The sequence below is a fragment of the Staphylococcus sp. HMSC06C11 genome (assembly GCF_001808345.1).
Taxonomy (GTDB): domain Bacteria; phylum Bacillota; class Bacilli; order Staphylococcales; family Staphylococcaceae; genus Staphylococcus; species Staphylococcus capitis.
The window spans coordinates 66,054-79,850 of the sequence record NZ_KV793038.1 but is presented as its reverse complement, the minus strand read 5'-3'; the positions used below and the strand labels follow the sequence as shown (position 1 = coordinate 79,850).

General features: G+C 32.1%; 10 protein-coding genes. 3 read left to right on the top strand and 7 right to left on the bottom strand.

Features of this window, described 5'->3' with window-relative positions:
• Positions 1–91 precede the first annotated feature (91 nt).
• The gene (gene msrA / locus HMPREF3154_RS03895; protein WP_023350318.1) at positions 92–595 is read left to right on the top strand and encodes a peptide-methionine (S)-S-oxide reductase MsrA; all 504 of its coding nucleotides are present in this window, start codon (positions 92–94) and stop codon (positions 593–595) included.
• A 57-nt stretch (positions 596–652) separates the two neighbouring features.
• Here the strand turns inward: msrA and mprF are convergent, their stop codons facing one another.
• The 6 genes from mprF to parE all read right to left on the bottom strand — a co-directional run bounded on the left by mprF (position 653) and on the right by parE (position 11,897).
• Complete coding sequence (gene mprF / locus HMPREF3154_RS03890; RefSeq protein WP_023350319.1) at positions 653–3,175, bottom strand: bifunctional lysylphosphatidylglycerol flippase/synthetase MprF; 2,523 nt, start codon at positions 3,173–3,175, stop codon at positions 653–655.
• 254 nt (positions 3,176–3,429) lie between these two features.
• On the bottom strand, positions 3,430–4,644 hold the full coding sequence (locus HMPREF3154_RS03885; protein ID WP_002433701.1) for an AI-2E family transporter: 1,215 nt from the start codon (positions 4,642–4,644) through the stop codon (positions 3,430–3,432).
• Positions 4,645–4,805: 161 nt separating this feature from the next.
• Positions 4,806–5,654 (bottom strand): glucose PTS transporter transcription antiterminator GlcT, encoded by an 849-nt coding sequence (gene glcT / locus HMPREF3154_RS03880; RefSeq protein ID WP_002433564.1) that lies wholly within the window; start codon positions 5,652–5,654, stop codon positions 4,806–4,808.
• Between the two features lie 171 nt (positions 5,655–5,825).
• Entirely contained in the window at positions 5,826–7,289 is a 1,464-nt protein-coding gene (locus tag HMPREF3154_RS03875; protein WP_023350321.1) for a glutamine transporter AlsT, read from the bottom strand.
• Positions 7,290–7,503: 214 nt separating this feature from the next.
• Complete coding sequence (gene parC, locus HMPREF3154_RS03870) at positions 7,504–9,906, bottom strand: DNA topoisomerase IV subunit A (RefSeq protein WP_023350322.1); 2,403 nt, start codon at positions 9,904–9,906, stop codon at positions 7,504–7,506.
• Positions 9,903–11,897, bottom strand: coding sequence for a DNA topoisomerase IV subunit B (gene parE / locus HMPREF3154_RS03865; protein ID WP_161799207.1), 1,995 nt, complete (start codon positions 11,895–11,897; stop codon positions 9,903–9,905). The genes parC and parE overlap by 4 nt, the downstream gene beginning before the upstream one ends.
• Positions 11,898–12,106: 209 nt before the next feature.
• On the opposite strand from parE, the gene plsY reads away from it, so the two are divergent.
• Both plsY and HMPREF3154_RS03855 read left to right on the top strand, forming a co-directional pair.
• Positions 12,107–12,715 (top strand): glycerol-3-phosphate 1-O-acyltransferase PlsY, encoded by a 609-nt coding sequence (gene plsY / locus HMPREF3154_RS03860; protein WP_002433567.1) that lies wholly within the window; start codon positions 12,107–12,109, stop codon positions 12,713–12,715.
• Between the two features lie 179 nt (positions 12,716–12,894).
• Positions 12,895–13,191, top strand: coding sequence for a HesB/YadR/YfhF family protein (locus HMPREF3154_RS03855; protein ID WP_002433639.1), 297 nt, complete (start codon positions 12,895–12,897; stop codon positions 13,189–13,191).
• A gap of 46 nt (positions 13,192–13,237) precedes the next feature.
• Here HMPREF3154_RS03855 and menI read toward each other — a convergent pair whose 3' ends face one another.
• Positions 13,238–13,705, bottom strand: a complete 468-nt coding sequence (gene menI, locus HMPREF3154_RS03850) for a 1,4-dihydroxy-2-naphthoyl-CoA hydrolase MenI (RefSeq protein ID WP_023350324.1) — start codon at positions 13,703–13,705, stop codon at positions 13,238–13,240.
• Positions 13,706–13,797 lie beyond the last annotated feature (92 nt).

Genomic DNA, 13,797 nt, shown 5'->3' with positions numbered 1-13,797 from the left:
ATTAATATGTATTAACGTTATATAAAAAGTATTCAAATTGCAAGAGTTTTTTTAATAAATGGTACTAAGGTCCAATGAAAGGATGTCATGAATGAATATTAATACGGCATACTTTGCCGGTGGTTGTTTTTGGTGTATGACCAAACCTTTTGATACATTTGACGGTATCGAAAAAGTAACTTCTGGTTACATGGGTGGACATACAGAGAATCCAACGTATGAAGATGTTAAAAGTGGTAACACTGGTCATTATGAAACAGTAAAAATTGAATATGATGTAGCACTTTTTTCATATCATAAACTATTGGAAATATTTTTTTCAGTAATCGACCCACTAGATGAAGATGGACAGTTTCAAGATAGAGGTTCCCAATATCAAACAGCCATTTTTTACTCTAATGAAGATCAAAAGAAATCTGCCGAATCATATATCGAAGCACTTCAAGATACTTTAAATGCAGACAAAGCAATAGCTACAAAAGTCTTACCCGCTTCAACTTTCTTTGAAGCTGAAGAATACCATCAAGATTTCTATAAAAAGAATCCCGAACGTTACGCTAAAGAACAACAAGATAGAGCGAATTATTATAAATAATGGACAAAAAATAGCGATAGTGCTGAATGTTACAATTCAGTACTATCGCTATTATTTTTATTTATGTCGAATGACTCTCATCACTTTCAACATACTTTCCCATAGAGAGCTATCTTTACGATAAACTAAAAATCTTGGTTCCCAGTTAGGACTATACTTTTCTTTATAACGTCTTAAACCTTGGAAACGATATAATCCATTAAAATGTTCAAAGACTCGCCCTGCTAAACGTTCTCTTAAATAAGAGTAATGTAAAGTACCAACATTAGAGAGGGTGGCCATTCCCATGTTAAAGGCTTTATATTCTTTTTCCTGACCCCATAACAACATGTGTAAATACAGTCCATCCATTAAAGGTAGATCGAGCTCTGGTAACCATCGAATTAAATCGACAGAAATTGCATCATTAAAGTGCGTAGGCATTAAACTACAGAATGCAATCATCTTACCATGTTCATCTCTCATTACACCTATAGGCGCTTTAGAAAGATATGGTTGTGTAAATTGACCTACAGAGAAGTGCATTTCATTTCTACCATCTAACCATCTATCACTAACATATTTGAGTTCGTTAAAGAAATCTTGTGAAAATGGTGGTTCAATAATTTCAAAAGAAATATTTAAATCATTAAATTTATTGAGTGTAGCTCTAAAGCCACGACGCTTTTTACCTGAGGTAGTGAATGATGTTAAATCAATAATAGCTTCCTCACCTAGTTTGAAAAATTGATTCCCGAAATGATGATATAAAGGCATATAATTATCACTAACTTGATAGAAAATAATGTCGTAACCTCTATATTCTGCATATTGATAAAATGATTCTAACAATGATTCAAACGTATTTGCATCGCCTATAGGATCTCCTAATACAACTAAGGCATTAGATTTATAACGATACATGAGGAATGATTTTTCATTTTCATGGATAAAACAATCTTTATCACCACTATAAACAAGATGGCTCAAGTAATTACCACCATATTCATGAATAATAGCTTCACATATTGATAAATCTGTAATTTGATGAGGACGGTCAAATTTGTAATCAAATAACCATGCAATGAGACCAACCAGAATAATCACAATTAAAATAGTAACCCAGAAGTAATATCTTAATAATGATGTATCTACTTCAATGTGATAAATATCTAATGCGTATAATGTTTCCGCAATTAAAATATGATTTAGATATAAAACAATCACGCTGAGTATAAGCATGAGAACTAATTTTCTAAAACGGAACGGACGCTTAAGCACTTGAGCACGACGATAAGCTAAAACTAATAAAATAAACATGACTACAAGCCAAGTTAATAATAAGAAAGATGCGTAAGTATAAATTGTAGCTCCCGCAATTAAAATAATAGAAATCATCGCATAAATAATCGCACGACGACTCTGTTTAAAAATACCTCTCACATTCAAAATTAATAATAAACAAGCACTAGTATGGATAGATAAAGTTAAATAATAAGCAAAGTGATTTCCATCATATAGTCCATCATAAACAATCGTTAAATTATTAATGAAGAAAATGATGCTAGTTAAAAATATTAATATTGCGAGTGAAAATGAAGGTATTTTAGCTAAAATGTCTTTTTGATAGGACATCAAGAATGACGTAAAGTCCTTAGCAGGAACATAATATTTCGAACCTTCAAGATATTTTTTAGCAGTTGTTCCAAACTCAAATGTAGATAGTATGAGTGCAATAATGACTGGAACAAAGTAATATGCAAATCGATATAGAAGTAATGCTAATAATATTTTTTCTTCTGAAACATCTAAAGATTTGAGTCCTAGTAAAACAACTAAATCGAAGGCACCAAAACCACCAGGAATAAAACTAACTAATCCTGATAACGCCGCGATCACGAAGATGCCGATAAATGTCATAAATGATACATGAATACCTACGATAAGTGCTGCAAAGTAAAGAACAGTAGCTGCTGCCATCCACTCGATACAAGATACAAGTGTACAATACACACCCATATAACGATTAGATTTATCCGCTGGTTTAGCGATAGTATAAATGATAAATACAGGTAAAAATAGTGCTACAACATATAAAATCCAGCGTACCCATGTAATTTTATCCATCATATGAGAAGCGTTAAAAACGTGTAGAACAACTAATATGGACAAGAGACTAAGTCCAGTGAGCATTGAAATCAAGATAATCGAAATATAATGTACGAGTTTCTTAATATCATCTGTATAGTTTTTATAAACGAAGGCTCTGACTCCTGCACCGATAAAGCCACCAAAACCTACGATAGCATTGAGAGCATTGATAATATAACTAACTCTTAATACTTTAGTCACTGACATGTTAAGCTTTAACGATTTCACTAAAATAATGTCATATAGTGACAAAAGAATGAGCGATGCTCCCCCACCTGCAAATAATAAAACAAGCCACAATCTATTTATTTTGCCAAATTGCATCAAAGTGTCTTTAAAATTAATATGAGCTAATTCACGATACAATGTGAAAATGACAAAAATAAATAACGCTGTGGCAAAGATAAATTTCAAAATAGATAATAATTTACTTTTCACTTCTTGCGTCATTTTTTCACTTCAATTCTAATTTAAATCTATTACATGACAAAAATATATCATAAAGAAAGGTTTTATAGAATATATATTGATAGATAAGTACCTAACATTATTGTAATGCTAAAATTATTTCTCTGACTTAGACACATAATTTTAGCTCTCATTTATGGGAAATGTAAGCATAAATGAGAGCTATTTATTGAATATTAACTTAAAATAAAAAATATTCATAAAAAAATCCCCTATTTAAGGGGATTCTATAAATATTAATCTGTAATTTCTTCTTCTTGTTTAATACTATAATCTCCAGCATCTTCACCATAGTAACGATTATATCTTCGTTTAAATAGTAAGAATATATGAGATACTAGTACTTTAAGTACCGCATATAATGGAATACCAATAATTACACCCACGACATTCATTAAATTACCAGCACATAGCAAAATGAAGATAATTGTTAATGGATGTATTTTGAGTGTTTTACCCATAACGTTTGGAGAAATAAAGTGCCCTTCAAAGAACTGAACAAGTGTCCAAACGATAACTAATTTAAGTAACATCCAAGGTGATGTGATAATCGCAATTACAATAGCTGGTGAAATTGCAATCGTTGGTCCTAAGTATGGAACAACACTTGTGACTGCTGCAATACTCGCTAATACTAAAGGATATTTAAGACCGATAATTGAATATCCAATTAATAGTAATACACCTATACAGAAAGAAACGATGATTTGACCTTGAATGTAAGAACCTACTTGAACACTCATTTTTTCAAGTAAATCATGAAAATCCTTTCTAAATTTAGGTGGCATAATTTTTGTTGTATAATCTTTAAAACGATGACCATCTTTTAGCATAAAGAATAATATGAATGGCGTCGTTACTATGACAACACCAACATTTGAAACGGCTTCAGCGAAAGATGCAAGCTTAGGCCCAAATCCATCAAAGTACTCTGATAACATTGAAGGAATTTTTTTCTGAGCTGATTCTAACCAGTCATTAACTTGACTCATATAACTAGATAGGAAAGAGTTAGTAGTTATCTTCTCAATTGATTGAGTAATTTTATTTAAATAATGCGGAGAGTTTTTAATTAATCCTTCAATTTGTGAACCAATGATAGGAATAAGTAAATTAACAATTAATGTAATGATTCCCACAACTGCTACATAAATAATTGTAATACCTAACAGTCTAGGAATTCGATAACGCTCCATTAAGTTAACTAATGGATTAAATAGATAGAATAAGATTAATGAAACAATAATAGGTGCAGCAATTGTATTAAATATAATAATAAATGGTTCAAATACATAGGAAACTTTATCGAAAATAAAGATTACAATACCTAATAAAACAAGTGCAACTAAACCATATATAAGATCATTGCCACCTAAAAATCTCATAAATCTTGTTTCAGAAAAACTAAATATATGTTTTTTCTTTTCACTAGATTTATTTTCGTTTGACATCAAGATCACCATACCTCACATTTATAAATCAAATAAAATTATGATTTAAAATAATTTAGACTCATAAACAAAATATTTAAAAATACAATATTTATGATAACACAAAATGAATAAAGTTAATCATTTTTACCCAAACACAATCGAATAATAAACGTTACATATTATTCGATTTTAATTTGAGCTTCAAAATGGTGTATATGTATCGCAAGATATACAATTTCGGACTCATTGATAATCACATCAAACTGACGTTGTATCATTTTTAAAATTTTATAAGCCGTATTAAAACATTGTGGATAAAGATTTTTAACCATTAAAATAAAATTGTCTTGCGCATCCACATTTTCCCCTTTAGTTAACCTATAAATTAAAAACTGTATATGTCTAATAAAACGTTGGTATTGCGTTGTCGTTTTATCAATTTCATGATCAAGATCTGTTTCAATAATCGTCATACTTTTATTAATTAATTTATTGATAACTGATATATCATGTATTGATAAATCTTCAGAATTAGAAGCAATATGTAAAGCTATAAAACCAATTTCATCTTCAGGGAATCGAACATCTAACGTCTGATTCAATTTATCAATGACACGCTTAGCAATTTGATATGCATCACTGTATAGATGTTGCGTCTCTATTGCAAATGGGTTAGAAATAACTTGATTCTGCTTAAGTCTTTTATATGCAAAGATAATATGATCTGTAAGAGCAACAACTAAGCTTTTATCATCAGTTCGAATCGAGGTCTCAGAAATCATATTGACCGATTCGATAACAGCTTGGACAACATGGTCTTCCCCCATCTCGACCAACGTTTTATAATGTTCTTTCTGCTGTTGCTGTTCTAATTTATATACTTTCTCAATTGAAGCATTCTCATCAAGCATCATTCCCACTTTTTTATTAAAACCAATACCCTTGCCAATTAACACAACTTCATGATTATTACTTTTACATATGAGGACGTTGTTATTTAGTGTTTTCGTTATTTCGTAATTCCCCATTATAATCACCTTTCTCTTATCATTAGTAAGATTATAATTCTATTTTTTTAAAATGAAAAGCGAGTTACTAAAGTGTTGATATTTACATTCATACTAACGAATATAAATCATGTAATTTAAAAAAAGACGACTTGAGAGGCATTCTTGCGTCAAGTCGTTACTCTAACTATATTATTTATCATTACGTGGTATTTTAGCTTGAGATCCCCAAGATTCAATACCAAATAAATTAATTTCTAGATTTTCAGGTTTAAATACAGGTTTCTTACCTTCTTTACGTTGCTGTTGATAATCTTTCATTACAGCGAAAGCGATATTGGACAATCCTATAATAGATATAATATTAACTATGGCCATTAGACCCATAAATAAGTCTGCAGTACTCCAAACTGTTTCAGTTTTTGCAACTGCTCCAATGAATACTAACACAACTACTAAACATCTAAATACAAACAAAATGGCTTTGTTTTTAGATAAGAACTCAATATTTGATTGTCCGTAATAATAGTTACCTACAACTGATGAAAAAGCAAATAAAGTTATAGCCACTGTTAAGAAAATACCACCTGCTGAACCTAAATGTTCATTTAAAGCTGATTGAGTTACAGCTACACCTTGAGGTGCACTTTCACCAAATTTTAATCCAGAGTATAGAAGAATCATGATAGCTGTTGCTGTACAAACTAACATAGTATCAAAGAATACTCCTAGTGACTGTATTAAACCTTGTTTAACAGGGTGTGGGACAGCAGCAGTGGCTGCAGCATTAGGTGCTGAACCCATTCCTGCTTCATTTGAGAATAATCCACGTTTAATACCTTGAAGTATCGCTGCACCAACAGCACCACCAGTCACTTGTTGTAAACCGAAAGCACTTTTAATGATAGTACCAATCATTGGAACTATTTGATCTATATTTAATAACAAGATAACTAAAACCATTCCTATGTAAATGATTGCCATAATAGGTACTATAAGTGAGGATAATGTTGCGATGCTTCTTACGCCACCAAAAATAATAATTGCAGTAATTACAGCTAATATAATACCAGTGATAACTGGGCTAACATGATATTGTGTGTTTAATGACTCTGCAATTGTATTAGATTGAACAGTATTAAATACAAATGCAAATGTGATGGTGATTAATGTTGCGAATACGATACCTAACCATTTCTGGTTGAGACCCTTAGTAATATAGTATGCTGGCCCCCCACGGAAACCACCTTCTTTATCATGCACTTTATATACTTGAGCTAATGTTGCTTCCATAAATGCACTAGCCGCACCAATAAAAGCTATAATCCACATCCAAAATACTGCACCAGGTCCACCTAATACAATAGCTGTAGCTACTCCGGCAATATTACCAGTACCTACACGAGATCCAGCACTAATAGCAAATGCTTGGAAAGGCGAAATACCTTTTTTACCACTACTTAGCGTTTCAGGTTTCTCAGTGAGCGCTCTAAACATTTCAGGTAACATTCTTAATTGAACAAATTTAGAACTTATAGTAAAGAAAAAGCCTGCAGTTAATAAAAGTCCAATTAGATATTGCGACCAAATCAAATCATTCCCGACCTGAACAAAAGATTTAAACCAGCCAGGAATCAAATTATCGAAATCTTGCAAATTGAATCCCTCTCATCTTAATAAATTTATTCTCTTTAACGCATCAAGAGATTTATGTTCCCATTTAGAATCTAAAAACTTAATAAATATACTAATTTAAATCATTAAGTCCTATTTTGATTCTTTTAAATAGACATAAATCCCTTGCGCTTACTTTAGTTAATATTATTAAACTTTATTTTATCATTTAATGCTATGGTTGCATATACTTAATTTACTCTAAGGTCATGCTTACTACTTGACCAAAATCATCGACATCTATAATAAATGAACCATTTGTGTATTGTTCTGAGAGATGCACTTCATTAATATTACCAGATTCTTCGTGATTGTTAGAGAAAACCGTATAAGTTTTTTGTCCTTCTTTAACCACTGCAGCATCAACAATACGATGTGGGTTTTTCTTAAGTTCTTTCAATAAGGTAATACCACGTTGTGCACGTTTAGCGACTTGTAAAACTTTATAACTAATACGTTTAATAGCACCACGTTGCGTTATCATTAAGATAGAATCTGAGTCAGAAACGCTCTCTGTCATTACAACATAATCTTCATCTTTAAGGTTAATTGATTTAACTCCTGCAGCTCTTAAACCTGTATCAGATAACTCACTAGTTGAGTAAGTAAGCGACATACCTTTATGTGTAAGTACTGTTATTAATTGATCAGATTCTAATCGTATCACGTTGACAATTTCATCATGGTCCTTCACTTTCATACCTACAAGTGGCTTATTGAATCTTGTAGTTTTAAATTGACTAACACTACTTTTCTTAATCATACCGTTTTTAGTTGCCATGACATAGAATGCATCATGGTTAAAGTCTTTTTCATTATAAACATCAACCACTTGTTCATCCTCATCTATAGGAACAATCTGTGAAACGTGTTGACCGAGTTCCTTCCAACGTATATCTGCTAACTTATGTACTGGAATAAACAGGTAGCGCCCTTTATTAGTAAACACTAAGACAGTATCTTGAGTATTCACTTCTTGATATTTTAATAAACGATCTCCATCTTTTAAGCCAATTTCAGTAACACCGCTTGCATTGAAACTACGCGTAGATGTGCGTTTGATATAGCCATGATGTGAAACACTTAAAATCACTTCCTCACTAGGAACCATGACTTCTTTATCAATTTTTATTTCAGAAATTTCAGCTTCAATTGTTGATAAACGATCCACTTTAAATTTTTTCTTAATTTCATTAAGTTCGTCTTTAATCACACTTAATAGTGCATCATGATCATCTAAAATATTTCTTAATTTTTTAATTAAAGCTTCTAATTCAGCGTGTTCTTCTTCTAATGCTACAATATCAGTATTTGTTAATCTATACAGTTGTAACATTACAATAGCTTCAGCTTGTGCTTCAGTGAAATCAAATTCAGCAACTAAGTTATCTTTTGCATCTTTTTTATTTTTTGAATTACGGATTAAAGTTATGACTTCATCTAAGATAGATAGTGCTTTCATTAAACCTTCAACAATATGCATACGTTTTTCCGCATGATCTAAATCATAACGTGTTCTATTAGTTACGACTTCAATTTGGTGGTTTAAATAGCTTTCAATAATTTCACGTAATCCCATTAATTTAGGTCGACCATCGCTAATAGCAACCATGTTAAAATTATAAGAAATTTGAAGATCAGAATTTTTGTATAAATAATTCTTAATTGATTCACTATTAACATCTTTCTTTAATTCAATTGCGATACGTAAGCCAGTTCTATCTGTCTCATCACGTACTTCCACGATGCCATCAACTTTTTTGTCAGCTCGTAATTCATCAATACGTTTAACTAAACTACTTTTATTCACTTCATATGGAATTTCTGTAATGATAAGTTGCTTACGACCACTTCTTAATTCTTCTTCATCCACTCTTGAACGTACGACTATTTTACCTTTACCAGTTTCGTAAGCTTTCTTTATACCATCGATACCTTGAATAATTCCCCCAGTAGGAAAATCAGGTCCTTTAATATGTTTCATTAACTGATTTACAGTAATATCAGGGTTATCGATGTATTTTAAAGTAGCTTGAATAACTTCTGCTAAGTTATGTGGTGGAATATCAGTCGCATACCCTGAAGATATACCTGTAGAACCATTTACTAAAAGATTAGGGAATCTTGACGGTAAAACCATTGGCTCTAAAGTAGTGTCATCATAGTTTGGTATGAAGGCTACTGTTTCCTTATTTATATCTCTTAATAACTCTTCAGACAATTGACTTAACTTAGCCTCTGTATAACGCATAGCAGCTGGTGGATCATTATCAATACTACCATTATTACCGTGCATCTCGATAAGTACGTGTCGAAGTTTCCAATCTTGACTTAGACGCACCATAGCATCATATACGGAAGAATCACCATGAGGATGATATTGTCCAATAACGTCACCGACTGTTTTAGCACTTTTACGGAAGTTCTTTTCAAATGTATTTCCGCTTGAATACATAGCGAATAAAATTCTTCGTTGTACTGGTTTTAATCCATCACGTACATCTGGTAATGCACGTTCTTGAATGATGTACTTACTATAACGTCCGAAGCGGTCACCGATAACATCTTCAAGGGATAGGTCTTGAATTATCTCACTCAATTCGTTTCCTCCTCAATATATTCTTCGTTTTCAAGAACTTGAACTTCTTTATTATCTAAAATGCTTTGATCTTCTTGCATACCAAATTCAACATGGCTTTCGATCCATTCACGACGTGGTGCAACTTTATCACCCATTAGTGTAGTTACACGTTTAGAAGAACGTACTTCATCTTCAACTTGAACACGAATTAATGTACGAGTCTCAGGATTCATCGTTGTCTCCCATAATTGCTCAGGATTCATTTCACCTAAACCTTTATAACGTTGCAACGTAAATCCTTTACCAAGTTGCTTTTGTAATTTTTCTAATTCATCATCTGTCCATGCATATTCAACTTTCTTAGTTTTACCTTTGCCTTTTTCTAATTTATAGAGGGGAGGTAATGCGATAAAGACACGACCAGCTTGTACTAATGGTTTCATATATTTAAAGAAGAACGTTAATAATAATACTTGAATGTGCGCACCATCAGTATCGGCATCGGTCATTATAATCACGCGATTATAGTTACTATCTTCTATTTTGAAGTCGTTACCAACACCTGCTCCAATAGTATGAATAATTGTGTTGATTTCCTCATTTTTGAAGATATCTTCTAGACGTGCTTTTTCAGTATTAATAACTTTACCTCGAAGTGGTAAGATTGCTTGGAATTTACGATCACGACCTAGTTTGGCAGATCCACCTGCTGAGTCACCCTCCACAAGATATAGTTCATTTTTATCTGTATTTTTACTTTGTGCAGGAGTTAATTTACCTGATAACAAAGTATCTTTACGTTTATTCTTTTTACCAGAGCGCGCATCTTCACGAGCTTTGCGTGCTGCTTCACGAGCTTGTTGTGCTTTAATTGCTTTTTTAACTAAAGATTTAGATAATTGGCCTTTTTCTTCTAAATAGAAAGGCAACTTTTCAGAAACTACTGAATCAACAGCACTTCTCGCTTCAGAAGTACCTAGTTTAGATTTAGTTTGCCCTTCAAATTGAAGTAACTCCTCTGGGATACGAACAGAAATAATTGCAGTGAGTCCTTCTCTAATATCATTACCATCTAAATTTTTGTCTTTATCTTTTAATTCATTAATTCTACGCGCATAATCGTTAAACACACGAGTCATAGCAGTTTTAAAACCTACTTCGTGTGTACCGCCATCTTTAGTACGAACGTTATTTACAAAACTTAAAATACTTTCAGAATATTGATCATTATATTGGAAAGCCACTTCAACTTCGATATTATTCGCTAACCCTGAAAATGTAGTAACATCATGAAGTACTTCCTTACCTTCGTTAACATAGCTTACAAATTCTTTAATACCTTCTTCATAATGGTAAACTTCTTCACGCTCTTTACCACTACGCAAATCATTAAGCGTAATTTTTAAATTCTTCAATAAGAAAGCCGATTCTTGTAAGCGTTCACTTAAAACATCAAAGTTAAAGGACGTTGTGGCCTTAAAAATTTCAGGGTCAGGTTTAAATGTAACTTTAGTACCTGTCTTTTTAGTTTTCCCTTTTTTATTAAGTCCTGTTGCTGGTATACCACCGTCTTTAAAACTTTGAGTGTAAATATTACCATCTCTATGTATCTCAACTTCTAACCATTCACTTAATGCATTAACTACAGATGCACCAACACCATGAAGTCCTCCAGAAGTTTTATAACCACCTTGACCAAATTTCCCACCGGCATGTAATACTGTGAAAATTACTTCAACAGTTGGTTTACCAGACGCATGGATACCCGTTGGCATACCTCGACCGTTATCTTCAATTGAAATACTGTCATCTTGATTAATTGTTACAGTGATTTCATCACCATAACCGTTTAAAACTTCATCGACGGAGTTATCGACAACTTCATATACGAGATGATGTAATCCGCGTTTATCAGTTGACCCTATGTACATCCCAGGTCTTTTTCTAACAGCTTCAAGGCCTTCAAGTACCTGAATAGAATCATCTGAATAAGTATTTTGTTTATTCACTGCCAATGATTTCGCCCTCCTACAAACGTACGTTCGTTTTTAAAACTATACAATAGTTATTCTTATATAAATTGACTTAAATTGCAAGTATCATTTATACAATCAAATTGTTTTGATTGCTTTATTCCAATAATTTGAATTATGAATGTTCTAATCGAATATGAATATGGTAGAATGAAGCTAAGTCACTAAAGGATGTGTAAGTTTTTATGATGATTGTCGTCATGTTAGTTTTAAGTTATCTTATTGGCGCATTTCCAAGTGGATTAGTCATTGGTAAATTATTTTTTAAAAAAGATATTAGACAGTATGGCAGTGGCAATACTGGAGCAACAAATAGCTTTCGTGTTTTAGGGAGGCCAGCTGGTTTCGTAGTTACATTTTTAGATATCTTTAAAGGATTTATAACGGTCTTTTTCCCGTTGTGGTTCCCTGTTCATGCTGATGGCATAATCAGTACATTCTTTACGAATGGATTGATAGTAGGATTATTTGCAATTTTGGGACATGTATATCCTATTTATCTTAAATTTAATGGTGGGAAGGCAGTTGCTACAAGTGCAGGTGTCGTATTAGGTGTAAATCCTTTACTACTACTCGTTTTAGCAATTATATTCTTTGGAATATTAAAGATATTTAAATATGTTTCTTTATCAAGTATTATTGCTGCAATTTGTTGCGTCATAGGCTCGGTCATTATTCATGACTATATATTATTGGGAATGAGTGCACTAGTATCAATCATACTAATCATTCGTCATAGAACTAACATTGTTAGAATTTTCAAAGGTGAAGAGCCTAAAATTAAATGGATGTAACTTAAAATTAATTTTTACGCTAGAAGTTAATGACTTCTAGTGTTTTTTTATAATCAATTTATCAACTCTGATTAAAGTGAATCAGTATAAATGTAGCGGTTATATTAATTGTGCTATAATGCGTATACCTTTAACATAGCAATAAACTTTAAATGCTAATTAAAATTGGAGGTATAAAAATGGATATCGAACTAACTAAAGAGGCAGTTGAATGGTTCAAAGATGAACTTGATTTACCTGAAGAAAATAAAGTACTTCAATTTTATGTAAGATATGGTGGCGAATTTCAACTTAAACAAGGCTTTAGCCCCGCTTTCAGTGTAGATAGAAGAGATGATGTAGAAATAGGCTTTGAACAAAGCTATGATGGTTTAAATATTGTCGTAGCGGAAAAGGATTTATGGTACTTCAAAGATGATGTAATACTAGTAGATGTCGTCGATCATGAAGATGAAATCTCATATACTAAAAAATAAAATAACCCGCTTTTGACTAAGTCAGAAGCGGGTTATTTTAAGTCATTTATAGGTTGTTAATGCCGTTTGTTACTTCAGCTTCTTTTCCTTCTTTATTCAGTTCAGCAACTCTGCTATAAGTAGCATGCCAATCAGGGAAGTAACGATCTAAACGTATAGGTCGAAAGTTATCAGCTTTCATACATATTAATTCTGTTGAACCAGTTGTAGCTAATTCTCCTTTTTCGTTATAAACCTCATAACAATATAAAGAACGCAATCTTGAGTATTTCTCAACCCAAGTTTTGATAGTTACTTTTTCAGGATAAAAAATTGACTTCTTATATTTAATATTTAAATCAGTAACTGGTGATATAATACCTGTCTTCTCCATATCAGCATAACTAAAACCAAGTTTTCTTATGTAATCAGTACGCGCGACTTCAAACCATGTGGCATAATTCCCATGATATATAACTCCCATTTTATCTGTTTCCTGATATCTTGCTTCTATTTCTGTCAAACTATAAATCATAAACTTTAGTCCTTCTTTCAACTCATCATTTCTGTTTTTAACTTAAGGATAACACAAAGAAGCCGTGCCAACACAAATGTTAGCACGGCAAT

Coding starts and splice junctions, on each gene's coding strand:
- msrA (WP_023350318.1), top strand. CDS start 92: ATGAATATTAATACGGCATACTTTGCCGGTGGTTGTTTTTGGTGTATG.
- mprF (WP_023350319.1), bottom strand. CDS start 3,175: ATGACGCAAGAAGTGAAAAGTAAATTATTATCTATTTTGAAATTTATC.
- HMPREF3154_RS03885 (WP_002433701.1), bottom strand. CDS start 4,644: ATGTCAAACGAAAATAAATCTAGTGAAAAGAAAAAACATATATTTAGT.
- glcT (WP_002433564.1), bottom strand. CDS start 5,654: ATGGGGAATTACGAAATAACGAAAACACTAAATAACAACGTCCTCATA.
- plsY (WP_002433567.1), top strand. CDS start 12,107: ATGATGATTGTCGTCATGTTAGTTTTAAGTTATCTTATTGGCGCATTT.
- HMPREF3154_RS03855 (WP_002433639.1), top strand. CDS start 12,895: ATGGATATCGAACTAACTAAAGAGGCAGTTGAATGGTTCAAAGATGAA.
- menI (WP_023350324.1), bottom strand. CDS start 13,705: ATGATTTATAGTTTGACAGAAATAGAAGCAAGATATCAGGAAACAGAT.